The following is a 16,809-nucleotide window of genomic DNA, read 5'->3' on the forward strand; positions in this document are numbered from 1 at the left end:
TAAACCTACCTTAAACATCCTTTTAACCTAGAATATCATACTGTTACCTTCGAAAACTGAAAGTAATTTCTCGCGTTATCATATGATATCCCTTTTACAATGCTTCCTAATAAGTCAGGATCATTTGGTACTTCACCATTTTCCACCCATTCACCTATCAAGTTACATACTAGTCTTCTAAAATATTCATGTCTTGTATAAGAAAGAAAACTTCTAGAATCCGTAAGCATACCGATAAATTGACTAAATAATCCGATATTTGCAAGAGCCTTCATTTGATCCAACATTCCATCCTTCTGGTCATTAAACCACCATGCTGTACCAAATTGCATTTTTCCTGGAACTCCATCCCCTTGAAAACTGCCAATGATACTTGCTAATACATGATTATCTCGTGGATTAAGGGAATATAGAATCGTTTTTGGCAATGAATGCTTCTGTTCTAAGCTGTCAAGGAATTGAACTAGAGGCTTTGCAATTAAATCATCATTCATACAGTCAAATCCTGTATCAGGCCCTAGTTCTGCTAACTTCCTTTTATTATTATTTCTAAGTGCATTAATATGTAACTGCATCGCCCAACCTAAGCTAGCATATTTTTCACCAAGAAATACGAGAGTAAACGATTTATATTTTTGTTCCTCATCAAGTGTTACTTTTTCACCACTTAATGCCTTACAGAAAATTTGATTTACCTCTTCCTTAGTCGTTTCGGTAAACATCATAACATCAATTGCATGATCCGATACCCTTCCACCTAATTCGTGAAAAAACTCAATCCTCGATTCTAGAGAGGATAAAAAATCATGATAATCATTGATTGCATTACCAGAAACAATCGCTAATCTTTCCACCCATGTAACAAATCCATCTCGATTGATTTCCAATCCTTTGTCAGGTCGGAAGCTTGGTAATACCTTTGTATCAAAATTTTCCTCTTTCCTTAACATTTGATGATATTCTAATTCATCTACAGGATCATCAGTTGTACAAATCACTTCAACACCCGACTTTTTAATTAAAGCCCTTACCGAAAAATCCTCTTGACTTAATAATTGATTCACTTTTTCCCAAATCATCGGTGCAGTTTTTTCATTTAATATTTCATTGATACCAAAAAAACGTTGTAGTTCTAAATGAGTCCAATTATACAATGGATTTCCTATCGTCATTGGTACTGTTTTCGCCCAAGCTAAAAATTTCTCATAATCACTTGCAGAACCTGTAATATATTCCTCTGAAATCCCATTTGCTCTCATGGCTCTCCATTTGTAATGATCCCCATATAACCACGCCTCTGTTATATTATGAAACTGTTTATTTTCAAAAATTTCTTTTGGGCTAAGGTGACAATGGTAATCAATTATCGGTAAATCTTTTGCATGCTCATGGAATAAAGTAACAGCAACATCGTTTGACAATAAAAAATTTTCTCCCATAAATGGCTTCATTTTTATTCATCCCCTTTAAAAATTGCACACGTGAACAAATGTAAGTAAATCTTTTTTTGCACACGTGAACATTTAATTATATTATAAATTAGATACATAATGGGATCAATTGCTAATTTTTTATTTTATCATCTATTTTTAATAAATGGTAAATGTATACAAAAGTGCTCATACTCAATTGAACCTATTCCCCTTTTGAACGAAAATACAGCAAGGGTAGGAACATATTTGCTCCTACCCTTGCTCATTAATCCTGACCAAATTTCACTATTTGATAGTCATAGCCATTAATAAAATGCTCTCCTTTTTCAACGGACTTTCCTGTCAGGACATTTGTTCCATTATAAGGTAGTTGTACCTTTCCACTCTTTCCATCCATATTTACGATAACCCAAAGTAAATATCCGTTTCCTTGTCTCGGCACAATAATTGTCCCTTCAGTAACTTGTGCCTTCACCGTAACACCTTGTTCATTAGCATAATGGTTAATAATTGTTTTTAGTAAAAGCTCACCTTCATCTCCAGTAGGTAAAGAGCCAAGCATAACGATTTTTCCATTTCCTATATTACGTTCAGTTATAAATGCCTTTCCAATGGAAATACCTTCTGTAAGTGTTCCCATCACCTTTGCATCAATAGGGTGAAAAAGTGAGCTCCATAAACTTAATGAAGCTTTCACTCCCTTAAATTCTCCGACGGAACCAGTACCATCGAATGGATAAGAATAAAGGGTTTCTACTCCTGCAAGCTCGTCAAGCTTTCCTAATGCAGCATTTGTATGAATGGTATGATGCTCTGTTCTTCCACCTGTCAGAGGACCTACTATCCAGACACCGCCGTTTTTAGCAAATGCTTCAGCTTTAGCTAGATATTCATCTGATAAATATGGAATAAACGGAGTAAAAAGGACTTTGTATCCTTTTAAAGTTGCTCCTTCTGGAATTAAATCTCGATGATAGCCGAGCTGCAATATATTTTTGTAGAAATCGATGATTAAATTTCGATAATTTAAGTTTTGGTGTGGTTCTGTTTTCATAAAAGCTCTCGCATTATCTGAATAGGTTATCGCAATTTCCGCTTGCATAGGTGTTGTTGCTATTATTGAATCTTCTATTTCTTTCCTTGCCTTTTCTACTTTTTTTACATTTTCAAAGCCAATTGTCGGTTTACCCCAAGCACTAATTACTGAGCCATGAGGCTGTTCACAGCCTGTTCTTTGTTGGCGCCAAAGCCAATAACAAAAGCCTTCACCACCAAGAGCATATGAAGCAACAGCTTCTGCCTTTAAGTAATCATTTGGATGTGGAATGGCATAACTTTCAAGTGAAGCACTATAAGAAGGACTTGTTTCCATAACCCAATAATTTCTGCTAGACTTAAAATTTCTCCACAGATCACAATTAAATAAATAAGCTGAATAATTTTTATAATCAGCATACGTATCAAAGGAAGCGAAATCTAAAGATTCATATAATCTCTCATTATTAACATGAAAAAACGTTCCACCATTATGTGTGATCGGTGCTGTCGAATGCTTGCGAATAATAGAAGCCTGTTCATCTGAAAACTCCGCAATTTTTTCATACGAAAATAATTGATACATCGTTTGTAAAGACGAGTTATGTAAAAAAGGTGTTGCACTTGGTTGAGGAATTTGCTCAAAGCTATGATAATATTGGCTCCAAATATGAGTTCCCCATGCTTTATTCAATTGTTCGATTGTCTGATAACGTTGTTCCAACCATTGATGCCAAAGGGTTTTACATATATTACACATACATTCACCAACATGACACTTAAACTCATTATCAATTTGCCAACCAATTACACCATCAAGGTTCCCTAAATGTGAAGCTAATTGTTCAGTTATTATTGATGCCTTTTCACGAAAACAAGGATTGTTTGTACAAACATGCTGTCTTGAGCCATGTCCCATGACTCTCCCTTCATTGTCTACATACATTCTTTCCGGGTGTTGATAAGATAGCCAAATTGGCGGAGTAGCAGTCGGCGTACAAAAAATCGTTTCAATCCCATGATGATAAAGTCGATTTATTATTTCGACAAAAAAACTTACATCAATATGACCTTCTTCCTTTTCAATGGATGACCAGGCAAACTCTCCCATTCTTACAACATTAATTCCTGCTTCTTTCATTAATTTTATATCTTGCTCAATGACTTCTTCGTCCCAAAGCTCCGGATAATAAGCAGCACCGTGATATAATTTTTTAGTCATTATTTTCCCTCCTTTTTTAACGCATCCTTACTTAAACTTATTACTTAGCAACATTAGATAATTTTGCTAATGAAATGAGATAAAAAGGAATAACCACGCTACCGTGGTTATTGAACGACATATTTACAAAGAGGAATCTTTAATTCTCTAATTCCTTCGATAACTAGTTGTGCTACCTTCGTTGCACCGTTTATCGAGAAATGCGTATTATCTTCAATTCCCTCGGGATAGTTTGGCTCCACATTCGGCGGAAAAATGGTAAAAAGCTCCTTTGATTTTTCAACTCCAAGTGTTTCATAAAGTAGTTTCGTTTTTTTCCATAGGTCAATTAAAGGTACATCTAGCTTTTTAGCCAAATCAATCATGGCGTTTGGATATTCACCTAAAGTATTTTCAATTTCACCAAGCTTATTAAATTTTCTTCGATGCACAGAGGTAAGCAGTATCGGAATTGCTTTCTTTTCTCTCGCTCCATTTATATATTTCTGTAAGCTTATTTGATAGGTTGTAAATGGTTCCGTTCCATATGATTTTTGATCATTATGTCCGAATTGAATAAATAAATAATCTCCCTCTTGGATGCGTTCAAGAATTGATTTAAGTCTTCCTTCTTCAATAAAGCTATTTGAACTTCTTCCTCCCATTGCTTCATTATGCACAACGACATGATCGTTAAAAAAAGATTGAAACACTTGACCCCAGCCTGCCATTGGCGCCTCATGCTCCGGACAGTTAGCAACTGTTGAATCACCTGCTAAATAGATTGATATTGTACTAGATTGAACCATTATGTCCCTCCAAATAAAAGCCTTCATTCGAGAAATTAACGATAGATTTGCTTGCTAGATTTTAATAATTCCGCTAAAAATACAAGTGTTAATCCTTGTCCCCAACCTTGTATTCGCTTGTAAGGTACATTTTTATATCCATCAGCGTCATTCATAACTGCTGTACCAGCAGATACTTTGGACACTTTACCATCTTCTTCAATTTCTTGTAAAATTCCAGCGATTGATTTTTGAATGTACTTATTATAAAGAGTACCTCTCGTAATTAGTGCTGCAGCAATAGCAGATGATCCCGAAACCTCTAGGTATGAAGATGGATCATTAACTATTGTATGCCATAATCCAGATTCATCCTGCAATCTCACTAAAGCACTTAATTGATCTCTTAATGAACAATCAATAATCATATATGAAGGATGCTGAACTTCGACTAATTCCAACGCTTTAGCCATTGTTAAGGCTGCCCAGCCATTTCCACGGGCCCAATAAATTGAGGACATATGATTTTTCGCAATATTGTCCCAGCCGTGATAATATAAATTTGTCACAGGATCCTGTAGGAAGTCTTCATGACCATGGTATTGCTTTAAGCCATCTTCAAAATAATCTTCACGGTTTAATAATTTTCCAACTCTAACTAAAAACAAACCTGCCATCATCATCGTGTCTACCCATGCTTGCTCAGGAAATACATCCTTCACAGAATTAACAGTATGCTGAAAAATACCATCTGCAAAACGCGGCGCATCATTTTTTAAATATTCTGCCATGTCTTTAATTACATTTAAATATTTCTCATCCTCTGTTACTTGATATAACGTTATCAATGTGTGGCCGATAGATACCCCATTAATTGATAGCTTTGGTAACCCATCTTCAAGCCATTCATCGACCCATCCCTGTAATAAATCAATATATTCTTGTTTGCCAGTCGCTTCATATGCTTCGGCAACTCCATAAAAAGCGACACCACCTGGCCAATCCCAACTAAAATCCATTTGAAAAGTACGTTTGACAACTTTATCGATTATTTCCTCAATTAACATCTCATCGAATTCTAGTTTTGCCATTATTAATTCCTCCATTTGCTCATTCTCCATTATGATTTATTGTTCAATTTTAGAATTCCTACTGCCTTTTTTCGAAAACTCTTTGCTCCCTCTTCAGGTGTTATTTTTTTCAGCAAGATTTGGTCAGAAATATCTGTGAGGACCTCCATTACTTCTGCACTACCAATTGGATCTGGTGAATAAAAATCATCAGTCAATTTTGTCGTTTCTTCGACATATTCCATAATTTTTAATTCACTTTTTGAAAGCTCAGGTTTAATCGCCTCAACAACCTTTGATGATACAGGAATCCCTCGCTCGCCATTCATCATTTTATTTGCCTCAATATTATTTACGAGAAAATCGATAAACTTTGCAGCTTCCACTTTTACCTTTGAAGTCTTTGGAATTGATAACATCATGCTCGGTTTTAAAAATAGTGCTTTTTGTCGGTCATTTTCTGGCGGTAAATGAAGTGATAGAGGTGAATCTGTTATTTGATCAAAAGCAAGTAATTGATTCGAATAATTCCAAGTTATAGCTGAGGTTCCTTTTACAATAAAATCCTCTTCAATTCCTCTTACAGTCATTCCGATATCAGGAGTTGGAAAAGCTCCTTCTTCTATTAATCTTAATTGTAATTTAAAGTAATCAACAAATAATTGATCATTTGTATAGGCTAAGCCTGTGCCATCTTCCTTATAAAATTGCTCCCCTTTTGTCCGTAAATAATAAGGGAAAAAAATGTCTGGTGGATTCATTCCATTTGATCCATACACACCAGCATTCATTTTTATTTTCATAGCAATTTGAACCATGTCCTCCCAAGTCCAATTTCGATCATCAATTTCCACCTGTGCTTTTTCTAATAGCTCATCATTTGATATAACTGATAGGGCATTAATACCAATTGTAAACCCATACAATTTTTCTGATATTTTGCCACTATTTAATACACTTTGTTGAATATTTGAACTATCAATGATGTCATTTTCTATATAATAGGTTAAATCCTCCAGCAATCCCTTTTCACCGTATTGAGCTAAAAAGGCAATATCCATTTGAATGACGTCCGGAAGCTGGTTTGCAGCCGCCATTGGTTCCAGCATGTTCCAATAATTATCCCAATCCTCAAACTCAGATTCGATATTCACATTTGGATTCCTTTGTTCATAAAGTTCAATGATCTTAGTTGTATATTCGTTCCTTGGTTGAGTTCCCCACCAAGCAACTCTAATTGTAATTTTATCCTCTGCATTGTTATCGTAATTTAATGTAGATTGGTTATTAAAACTACAGGAAGTAGTAGTAGATAGTAGTACATAAACTAAGAGTATTAGAAAAAATTTCTTCACTTCCATTCCCCCTTGTTTTTAAGCTAAATTAAACAAGAAAAGAACACAAGTGTAATATTATTGATATTTCATTAAGAAAGTTTATAAATCTATTTTTCTTACGCCTGTTGTTGCATCAATTTATACTTCCTATTTATTTTATTGAAACTGTTGATTGCTGGTTTTACGATCGCTAATGCGATAACATTACCACTAATAACGATAGTTAGAGGCGGTGCAAAAGTCAGTAAGAATATTAATCCAAGCGTACCTATTAACATGATGAAAGTAGAAATTGGATTCATAATAATGACGAAAAATGAGTTTTTTATTATTTGAACTGCTTTCATTTCATAATGGACATACATAGGGAATATATAAAGTAACATACAAATAAAGAGAATAATCACAATCAGTAAAGGAACTGAGAATAACTGATAAATTTCATCTGATGCCTGCCTTAAGTAAAGGTAATCCAAACATAATACGAAACTAATCAAGCCAATTAAAACCCCAAGAATATTACTTTTCATGAATTCTTTTTTATAAGAATCCCAAAAGGTTTTAAAAATTGGGACATGTAAATCACCTAATGCCCATTTACGAACAACCGCAAACATTGCAACTGTGGAAGGGAAAAACCCAAAGATGACAAGTCCACAGGCGGTGAAAGCTATCCATAATAGGTTTAAAAACGCAAGTCTAGTAATCCATTCGAATAAACTATTTAAACCGCCAAAAAATCCTGATGTCTCCATTTTCTTCCCCCCATAAATTCCAATGTATATTCTAAACTAATTTTTAGCTTGCTAATTCACTTAAACTACTATTTACTTAGCATAAATGTTCTTAAACTAAAGATTTCCCTTTCTCTTTAAGCTTTTTAATCAAATTATCGTCTGACAATTGTTTTGATTTATTCGTCAGTAGCATTACCGAGCTTTCCTCAACACTTGTAAGATATCTCTTTTCCCAATTGTAAAAGGAAGGTCCATCTCCGTACATTCTTAAAAATCGCCTAACTGTTTCTAAAGTATAATTAGTTAATGCAACATTTGTTAAACAATCATTATCGTAAAATCGTTTCCATTTTTCATTTTTTGGGTTCTTCATCATCTTTTCAGATTCTTTTATCTCTTCTATCGCCATATTTACAAGTACATACGCTTCTATATAATTTTTAGATTTGAATTTCTCAAATGCTTCCGCAAAACAGTAGAGAGCCTTGCACCCATTCTTATGAATCTGCACCTGGATGAGCAATTGATCGTTAAGTCTTTGTTGTTCGATATTTCTTGCATCTTCTACGAAAGCTTTACCTTTTTCCAATAATGCTTCCCATAGAGGTAATTTAGATTTGACTTTATTTTTGAACCAATCAAATTGCTCAGTTAAGTCAGCTTTGCCTGTTGCCCAATATAAATTTTTCGCACTTTCTTTCCCATTAGAAATGACCCATTGATTTGCAAGATTTCGAATTGAAAAATGATAAAACTGCTCCCCAGCTCGTTCATCTTCATGATCGCCATACTGGACTACAGCATGAAAGAAGTCTTGAATATAGTTAGACATTTCTTTTGAATAGGATGGATTGTACCGCAAAACATATCCCTTTAGAAATTCATAAGAATTTATTTTTCCTTTATCCCATAATTGACTAACAAAGTCTAAAAAATAGAGGTGTGGTCGAATATTGCCACAGTTAACAATTAAAAATTCACACATATTGTGTTCAAAAGCCTGACTTAGTTCATCGTTTACAAAGTTTGTATCGTTCGGCAGCATTGTAAGATGATTAGAAGCTTGCAAATCATAAAATGTTACATGATAGTAAATACCATGTGGTCCAGGATCATCCTTGACAGGGGTTGAAGGGATTCTTGGATTATGGTTTCCTTGTCTTCTAGATACCATCTTTCCATATCCACTATCAGCCCATATTTTAATAACTCCATCTGGCAAGTCAAGTAATCCCTTTTTGTACAATTCAGTAATTTCCCCATACAAATTCACACAACAGATCGGTTCTTTTTGATATTCAGCAATCATTTCGTATTGATCTCTCATAATTTTTGATATGAGTGCTCCGCGTTTCTCATCAGTATCAAACGTTGGATCGTCAACCCAAAATGGCCGGTCTCCTTGTCCTCTAAATCCAATATTCCATATGACCTTGTCATTTTGTTGTTCAATAATTGCATCTTTCCATAGCTTTTTGAATAAGTCTTCGTTTTCAATATAAGAAGCATTATGTTCTGGGAAAACTCTATTGAACATTTTTGCCCCAAGTGGCTCTGCATGGTGATGTGTAATCCATAATCCCATTTCAATAGCAATTTTTTTATAAGTAGGATCTTCAATATCTGTTCCTGGGATAACCATATTACCGTGGCATCTTAACAGTGCTTCAAATACCATTTCCCATACATAAGTATTTGAATTGTTATGTTTCCATTTTGAAATAAGCACCTCATCATTGATGAACCATCCTCTGAACCTTACTTTAGGTACATCAGAAAAATAGGGATCTGACGGAATTTTTACCATTTTCTTTATAGTTGGTTCACAATCATTCCAAAACCAAAACTTATCAACTCCAAGATATTTTTCACTTAAATGGAGAATTCCATATATGATTCCTAATTCATCTGGTGCAACGACTTTCATTTCAGTCAAATCGTTAGAAAATCGGATATGGAATTGTTCCCTTTTCAAATTGTGGACATTCCGCTCATCAAATTGGAATAATATCGTTGTTTTTACCTCAGTACTTTTCACTTGAAAAACTTTGTCCTTATCTCGAATCAAGACTTTCATAAAATGGTAAACACTTTTCAGTTCAGGTCCTTGATAATCTAAATACGTTTCCTTATTGAAGATAAAGGATTTGCCACTATACATTAGTCTTTTTCCTTTCTTAAAAACAGCCTATAAATTTAGCCTTTCAAACCACTTGTACTAATACCCTCTACAACATGGCGTTGGAATAGGAAGAAAATGACGAATACTGGAATTAATGAAACGATTGACATAGCAAACATCGCTCCCCAATTTGAAACAGTATCATTACTTAAGAACATGTTTAAAGCCATTGAAACAGTGTATTTTGCCGGATTATTTAGATATAATACTGGTCCGAGTAAATTATCCCACGTCCAATAAAAGGAGAAAATTGATACAGTTGCTAAAGCTGGTCTTATTAATGGGAGTATAATTTTATAAAATATTTTGAACGTGTTACATCCATCAATTGTTGCAGCTTCATCCAATTCTCTCGGGATTGTTCGAATAAATTGAACGAGTAGGAATATAAAGAATGGGTGACCAAAATAGGCTGGAACAGCAATTGGTTTAATAGAATCAAGCCATCCTAACTGTGCAAAAATAATATATTGTGGAATCATGACCACTTCATACGGAAGCATGAGCGTAACCATCATAATTGCAAACCAAAAGTTTTTTCCGAAAAAGTTTAATCTCGCAAAACCGAACGCAATAAATGCCGACGAAATCACTTGCCCAATCATTGTAAAAATAACTAGAACTACAGTATTTTTAATAAAAACGCCAAATGAATTTCCACCAATACCTTCCCAGCCTTGTGTAAAGTTCTGTAAAGTCCATGTATCTGGAATTAATGATTTTGCAGTTACGAATATCGTATCACTAGGTTTAAATGAACTCATTAGGAGCCAAATAACTGGATAAAGCATTAATAATGCAAAGCCACCAACAAGAATGTGATATACCCACCACTTTACTGACTTAACATTGGAAACTTTTATAATTGGTGTTCTTGCTACTGTTTTTACATTTGTATTTGAACTCATCCGTTATTTCCCCCCTTCTGATTCGTAATGAACCCAGAATTTTGATGTGTAGAAAATAATTGCAGTTAAAATTCCTACAATAATTAACATAATCCAAGCCATCGCAGAAGCATAACCCATATTGAAGAATTCAAATCCTTGAATGAAGAGATAAAGTGAATATAGAAGTGTACCATCAAGTGGACCACCAGTTCCTTTAGTAATGATAAATGCAGGAACAAATGTCATAAACGCTGCGATCGTTTGCATAATTGTATTAAATAAAATAACTGGACTTAACATCGGTAAAGTGATTTTAATGAATTTTTGCCAATAATTAGCTCCATCTACACTCGCTGCTTCGTAATATGTTGCTGGTATTCCTTTTAAACCTGCTAGGAAAATTAACATAGATGATCCAAATTGCCAAACTGATAAGAATATTAACATCCAAAGTGCAGCAGTTGGATCTCCAAACCAACGTACATCTGGAATACCTAACAACCCTAAGAGAATGTTAACGATTCCTTCATCGCCAAAAATATTTCTCCACATAATTGCAACAGCGACACTTCCACCAATTAATGATGGTAAATAAAATAAAGTTCGATAAAGACCTACAGCTCGAGAAGCAGTATTTAAAATAATCGCTATTAGTAAAGCAAAACCTAATCTTAAAGGGACTCCAGCGAAAACATAAATTAAAGTTACTTTTAAAGACTGCCAATATCTTGGATCCTCTGTAAACATTTTTTGATAGTTTTCTAAACCAATCCAAACAGGTGCCCCAAACAAATTATATTTAGTAAATGATAAATATAATGAGGTAACAATCGGTATCAACGTAAACGCCAAAAATCCGATAATAAAGGGACTAATAAACAAGTACCCTCTTAAATTTTGTTTAATAGTTTGAGCACTCATATAATCATTTCCTTTCTATGGCTCTAAAACCTTTAATATATGAGAAGAGGATAACTCGGGAGGGATAATGGAAATGTTCCAAAGCACTTGATCTCCTTTTAAAGGGAGAACAGTTCATGCTGTATTACACCCTTTACTCCGAGCCACCCTCATCTCACTAACTAGCAACTATTTATTTTGTGCTAAGATGCTTTCCGCTTGTTGTCTAAATTGTTTTGCAGCATCTTTTACCTCAAGTTGTCCGTATGCCATTTGTTCACCTAAGCTATCAAGTAGTTCAATTACTTCACCAGCTCCAACTGGGTCTGGACCATCAAAATCTGAACTGTTTTGTTCCGCCCATTCAACACTTTCAAATACTAGAGTTTGCTCAGGAGATAACTCTGGTTTTAGAGCTTCTTTAACTTCAGAGGAACCTGGAACACCACGGTCACCTAAAATTAATTTATTTGCTTCAACATCGTTTACAAGGAAATTAATAAACTTTGCTGCTTCTTCTTGATGTTTTGAATTATTCGCTACAGACCAGAACATACTTGGTTTTAAATATAAGCCTTCTTTAGCATTCGGTCCTGGCATATTATGAATTTGTAATGGTCGATTAGCAACCTGTTGCAATCCAACGAACTGGTTTGACCATTGCCAAATTCCAATCGCATCTTCTGTTACAACTGGGTCATCTTCAATTCCTTTTAACTGAGCTAGATAATCAGGAGTTGGAACAGCCTTATCCTTCACCAAACCTGATGTCATTTCAAAGAAATCGATAAATAATTGATCATCATCATATCCTAAACCAGTTCCATCTTTACTAAATAATGTGTGTCCTAACGTTCTTAAATAATAATTAAAGAACACATCTGCTTTCATGCCTGTATCAACATATAATCCAGCATCCTTTGCTTTAGCAGCAATCTCTTTATAATCATCCCATGTCCAATTCTCATCAAGACTTTCTACTCCTATTTTCTTCAACAGTGCAGGGTCATAATTGAAGCCAAGTACGTTTACCCCAGCATTAAATCCGTATAACTTGTCTCCGATTTTCCCACCGTTAATATAATTTTCTGTAAAGTTAGTCGTGTCAATTTCCTTCCCAATAAACGGTGTTAAGTCTGCTAATTGTCCGTTTTCAGCGTATTGAGAGAAATAGGATAAATCCATTTGAATAATGTCAGGTAATTGATTTGCTGACGCTTGAGGAGCCAATTTCTTCCAATAATCATCCCAGCTTGCATATTCAGCTTGAATTTTTACATTTGGATTTTTCTCTTCGTACATTTTAATAATTTCTAGAGTGTAATCATTTCTTGTCTGTTCCCCCCACCAGGCAATACGTAGAGTAACTTTATCGTCTTTTCCTCCACCAGAATCAGATCCCGATTCACCAGAAGAACTCGTTCCACTACTACAAGCAGCCATTGAGAATACCATAAAAATTGCTACAAATAACAACAAAAATTTCTTCATTTTCATCCCCCTTATTTTTTGTTACCGCTTACACTTACTATTCTAGAGCCTTTTCGGTCTCATAGGAATTTAAAAAACAGAGATTTATGTTTAAAAAACAGAGTTCATTATTTTTTATTCATACTTTTGGACTGAAATTTGTACAACCTTCCACCAATTAAAACAAAATAATCCTTTTCATGACAAATATTGATGATATTATTAGCTTTCAAAATATAAGAATAACTAAAATGATCATGTCTGCCGTCTTTAGAGATGTCATAAAGACTCTTTGTGGGAATACCCTCAAGAGTTTAAATATAACCTCGGAACTCAATTAGTTTGAAACAACGCATCTTTCGAAAGGAGCCAAAAAAAACTCATTATCAAAGAATTATAAGATAATGAGTCTAACAAATAACTTTCCGATATTCAGATGGCGTATATCCAGTATATTTCTTAAAAACCTGACTAAAATATTGCGGATTATCTCCGTACCCAATCATTTCAGCTAATGTAAATACCTTTACATCATCCATTTGTTGGATTTGCTCAATTGCTTTTTCAATTCTGACCCTTGTCACATAGCTCGAAAACTTTTCACCAGTTTCTTGTTTAAAAAGCTTACCTAAATAATCAGCATTCATAAATACTCTATTTGCAACCCATTTTAACGAAAGTTCGGAGTTTCCTAGATTCTCATTTACAATCTCAATCATATTTTTTATTATTTCTGAATGATTTGATTTATGCCTATTTAAATGAAAATCTGTTATTTCTTTTGCATTGTTGACAAAGAAAGATCTCATTTGTTGAATTGTATCCATATCCATTAATGATGACATCTTTTCCATATAGGCATGAATACAATTTGAATCAGAATGTTGAATCATTTCTATGAAAAGATGCATAACATACGAGCGCGTCATATTAGTTGAGAGCATCATTTTCGTTAAATTTCCAAAAAAGTTAGAAATTTCACTCTCTACTTTTTCCCAATTTCCCGTTTTTATTAAAAGGCATAAATTTTGTCCATCGTATTCATATTGATTTCGAATTTTTGTTTTCTGAATATCTAGTTTCGTAATGATGCTCCCTTCACCTAAGAAAAACCGATGATTTAAACACTCTAACGCCTCTAAATATAAGTCTCTGGCAGCTGTAATTTGATTTACTTCACTAATTGCAACGGTCATATCGAGCTCATATATTTGATAAAAATACTCCTTTAATTGCTTTAAATTTTCGTGAAGGGAAACCATTTCTAAATCCTTTACAATAAACACTATATGTTCACCAATAGTTGTTGTAAGAATAGATGGAGCAAATAAATCTTCCCCGATATTTTCGATGACAAACATATGCTCATAATGATAATCACCTTCAGGCTTAAGTAAAATGACTCTAATTTTTTCATCATCGAAATCAATCCGGAATAATCTTTCGTAAAAGGTAATACCATGATTACTATCCAATTTAGTTGAGATAAATTCTTTTAATAGCTGCTTTTTTACATATGGTTGAATTTGGTTCAATTGATTCCGCATATCAACAAGAAAACGCTCTCTTTTTTCTTCAAGAGAAAGTTCATTTTTTATTGAATTCAAAGCCTCAACAATTAGGTTTTCATTACATGGCTTAAGCAAATAATGTTTCACTCCAAATTCCATCGCCTGTTTAGCATAAGAAAATTCACCAAATCCAGATAATATAATAAATTTCACATTGATTTCCTCATTGGTTACTTTTTTTACCAACTCAAGACCATTGAGCCCAGGCATTCTAATGTCACAAATAACGATATCTGGTTTTTTTTCTTTTATGATGTTATAGGCATCTAAACCATTTCGTGCAGTTCCAATTAAATGTAGATTTAATTGTTCCCAATCGATTATTTTGGATATTCCATCCAAAATAATTCTTTCATCATCAACTAATAAAACCTTATGCATATTCCCACCTCATTCGATATGGTATGACAAGGATTACCTTCGTACCTACATTTAACTTACTTTCAACTGTTAAACCATATTCTTGACCAAAGACAAATTTTATTCTAGATTCAATATTCTTTAATCCAATTCCATTTCCCTTACTTTTGTATTCACCTTTCATCACATTCTCTAAGTGGTCTTTATCCATACCTATTCCATTATCTTCTACAATTATATGAAGATCGTTTTTAACTTTTTTAACTATCACTTTAATTTGGCAACATTCAATCATAGTTTCTAATGCATAATTTATCGAGTTTTCTACCAATGGCTGAACTACTAATTTCGGAACGATACAATCCATTTCCTGCTCATTGATTTCTATTTCAAAATTCAAACGATCCTCAAATCTAAACTTTTGAATTGTGACATAATGTTTTACAATTTCTAATTCTTCTCGGACCGTTATTACATCCTCTTTAATACTAATCGCATTTCTCAATAAATAACCTAACGATTCAACCATATTAGATATTTTTTGCTGATTATTTATCTTTGCTAACCAGTTAATTGATTCTAAAGTGTTATATAAAAAGTGTGGGTTTATTTGCGATTGAAGTGCTTTAAATTCAGTATCTTTTATTAACAATTGCTTTTCATAGTTTTCTTTAATTAACTCATTAATCCGATCAATCATCATATAAAAATTGTTATGCAAGATAGCGACTTCATTATGAAAATTATATTCGTTTGACTTTATCGACTCAGGTATATTAAAATCTCCTTTTTGTACAGATTTCATCGAAGAAACTAATTTTTCAATTGGATTCGTAATATGTTTTGAAAACTTAATAGCTAGAAAAATAGCTCCTGAATATAATAATAAAAAAATAATAATAACAATATATTTCATTGCCGTTACTTTCGCAAACATCGCACCGAACGGGATGATGTTCCAATATGTCCAATCAGCATAAGGAGATTTTGAATAAGTAATAAAGAACGTTCTCCCTTTCTCTTTTTTTATTAAGTAACCTTGACTATTTTTTATAGGAAAAATGAGTTGTTCATAGTTTAGGATGCTATTTTCTAAGTAAAATGGCCTTTCACTATTCGAAATGATAATTCCACCCTCTTGACCATCCCATTCTCTTGGTAACTCTTTTACGATTTCATCTAAATTTACTTCAATGACTAATGTAGCTAATAATTCAAAGCTTAAGTTTTTATACGCCTTAATCTGTCTTGTTGAGTAAATTAAATTACTAGAGTCTTCAAACGAAACCCATACGTTACTTCCATCACCTGCAATCGATTTTTTAAATAGCTTACTTTTATATTTATCAATTTTTTCAGAATTATCTCTTCCAGCGCGATATTCTCTCCCATATTGATCAAACAAATAAATCGATTGAATGTATTTTTCATTCCCTATGTAGCTTGTGAGCTTCTCCCAAATTTCACTCTCAATTTGATATTGCTCGTAGTTCGTAATTTCTTCCTTTGATTTCATTAAGTTCGTTTGAAGGGTATTATCTTTTAAAATATTAAATGATAATTCTTCAATGTTTTTTAACTCATCCTCAATTTGATTAGAAGACATAATTAACACTTGTGAGGATTTTCGATAGATTTGTTCATCATAGCTTTTAAATGCATACTGAAATCCAACAATCGTAAATAAAAGGCAAACAAGCATAATAATTGAAATAATTGCAATTAGCTTATATTTAATTTTTAAATCATTGTATGCATTAAGGAGGTGTAAAACGAAATTAACTATTTTTTTCATCATTTTTTCGTCTCTCCTCCACCATTTTCGTACTTAAACA

12 protein-coding genes are annotated in these 16,809 nt (G+C 33.5%); all 12 read right to left on the bottom strand.

Annotated features, from left to right (window positions below; translation table 11 throughout):
- Positions 1-35 precede the first annotated feature (35 nt).
- The gene (gene uxaC, locus ACTJJ9_RS17070; RefSeq protein WP_145582498.1) at positions 36-1,451 is read right to left on the bottom strand and encodes a glucuronate isomerase; all 1,416 of its coding nucleotides are present in this window, start codon (positions 1,449-1,451) and stop codon (positions 36-38) included.
- A 247-nt stretch (positions 1,452-1,698) separates the two neighbouring features.
- Entirely contained in the window at positions 1,699-3,690 is a 1,992-nt protein-coding gene (locus ACTJJ9_RS17075) for a beta-galactosidase (protein ID WP_145582499.1), read from the bottom strand.
- A gap of 107 nt (positions 3,691-3,797) precedes the next feature.
- Positions 3,798-4,478 carry a rhamnogalacturonan acetylesterase gene (locus ACTJJ9_RS17080; RefSeq protein ID WP_145582500.1) on the bottom strand — a complete coding sequence of 227 codons (681 nt, stop codon included), beginning with the start codon at positions 4,476-4,478 and terminating at the stop codon, positions 3,798-3,800.
- 35 nt (positions 4,479-4,513) lie between these two features.
- Entirely contained in the window at positions 4,514-5,548 is a 1,035-nt protein-coding gene (locus tag ACTJJ9_RS17085; protein WP_095302000.1) for a glycoside hydrolase family 88/105 protein, read from the bottom strand.
- 29 nt (positions 5,549-5,577) lie between these two features.
- Entirely contained in the window at positions 5,578-6,888 is a 1,311-nt protein-coding gene (locus ACTJJ9_RS17090; RefSeq protein ID WP_145582501.1) for an extracellular solute-binding protein, read from the bottom strand.
- Between the two features lie 92 nt (positions 6,889-6,980).
- Positions 6,981-7,619, bottom strand: a complete 639-nt coding sequence (locus ACTJJ9_RS17095; protein ID WP_145582502.1) for a YesL family protein — start codon at positions 7,617-7,619, stop codon at positions 6,981-6,983.
- A gap of 91 nt (positions 7,620-7,710) precedes the next feature.
- Positions 7,711-9,762 carry a glycosyl hydrolase 115 family protein gene (locus tag ACTJJ9_RS17100; protein WP_145582503.1) on the bottom strand — a complete coding sequence of 684 codons (2,052 nt, stop codon included), beginning with the start codon at positions 9,760-9,762 and terminating at the stop codon, positions 7,711-7,713.
- 35 nt (positions 9,763-9,797) lie between these two features.
- Complete coding sequence (locus tag ACTJJ9_RS17105) at positions 9,798-10,691, bottom strand: carbohydrate ABC transporter permease (protein WP_095301996.1); 894 nt, start codon at positions 10,689-10,691, stop codon at positions 9,798-9,800.
- 3 nt (positions 10,692-10,694) lie between these two features.
- Positions 10,695-11,594: a carbohydrate ABC transporter permease gene (locus ACTJJ9_RS17110; protein ID WP_440768775.1), complete on the bottom strand. Its 900-nt coding sequence runs from the start codon at positions 11,592-11,594 to the stop codon at positions 10,695-10,697.
- 168 nt (positions 11,595-11,762) lie between these two features.
- A complete protein-coding gene (locus ACTJJ9_RS17115; protein WP_095301994.1) occupies positions 11,763-13,064 on the bottom strand; it encodes an ABC transporter substrate-binding protein in 1,302 nt (433 codons plus the stop codon).
- Positions 13,065-13,453: 389 nt separating this feature from the next.
- Complete coding sequence (locus tag ACTJJ9_RS17120) at positions 13,454-14,995, bottom strand: response regulator (protein ID WP_145582504.1); 1,542 nt, start codon at positions 14,993-14,995, stop codon at positions 13,454-13,456.
- Positions 14,988-16,772, bottom strand: a complete 1,785-nt coding sequence (locus ACTJJ9_RS17125) for a cache domain-containing sensor histidine kinase (protein WP_145582505.1) — start codon at positions 16,770-16,772, stop codon at positions 14,988-14,990. Before ACTJJ9_RS17125 ends, ACTJJ9_RS17120 begins: the two co-directional genes overlap by 8 nt.
- Positions 16,773-16,809 lie beyond the last annotated feature (37 nt).

It is taken from the genome of Metabacillus sp. 22489, assembly GCF_052044855.1.
GTDB lineage: Bacteria > Bacillota > Bacilli > Bacillales > Bacillaceae > Metabacillus > Metabacillus niabensis.

Bases quoted from the DNA above. Each gene is read 5' to 3' on its own strand.
- uxaC (WP_145582498.1), bottom strand. From the start codon at position 1,451: ATGAAGCCATTTATGGGAGAAAATTTTTTATTGTCAAACGATGTTGCT.
- ACTJJ9_RS17075 (WP_145582499.1), bottom strand. From the start codon at position 3,690: ATGACTAAAAAATTATATCACGGTGCTGCTTATTATCCGGAGCTTTGG.
- ACTJJ9_RS17080 (WP_145582500.1), bottom strand. From the start codon at position 4,478: ATGGTTCAATCTAGTACAATATCAATCTATTTAGCAGGTGATTCAACA.
- ACTJJ9_RS17085 (WP_095302000.1), bottom strand. From the start codon at position 5,548: ATGGCAAAACTAGAATTCGATGAGATGTTAATTGAGGAAATAATCGAT.
- ACTJJ9_RS17090 (WP_145582501.1), bottom strand. From the start codon at position 6,888: ATGGAAGTGAAGAAATTTTTTCTAATACTCTTAGTTTATGTACTACTA.
- ACTJJ9_RS17095 (WP_145582502.1), bottom strand. From the start codon at position 7,619: ATGGAGACATCAGGATTTTTTGGCGGTTTAAATAGTTTATTCGAATGG.
- ACTJJ9_RS17100 (WP_145582503.1), bottom strand. From the start codon at position 9,762: ATGTATAGTGGCAAATCCTTTATCTTCAATAAGGAAACGTATTTAGAT.
- ACTJJ9_RS17105 (WP_095301996.1), bottom strand. From the start codon at position 10,691: ATGAGTTCAAATACAAATGTAAAAACAGTAGCAAGAACACCAATTATA.
- ACTJJ9_RS17110 (WP_440768775.1), bottom strand. From the start codon at position 11,594: ATGAGTGCTCAAACTATTAAACAAAATTTAAGAGGGTACTTGTTTATT.
- ACTJJ9_RS17115 (WP_095301994.1), bottom strand. From the start codon at position 13,064: ATGAAGAAATTTTTGTTGTTATTTGTAGCAATTTTTATGGTATTCTCA.
- ACTJJ9_RS17120 (WP_145582504.1), bottom strand. From the start codon at position 14,995: ATGCATAAGGTTTTATTAGTTGATGATGAAAGAATTATTTTGGATGGA.
- ACTJJ9_RS17125 (WP_145582505.1), bottom strand. From the start codon at position 16,772: ATGATGAAAAAAATAGTTAATTTCGTTTTACACCTCCTTAATGCATAC.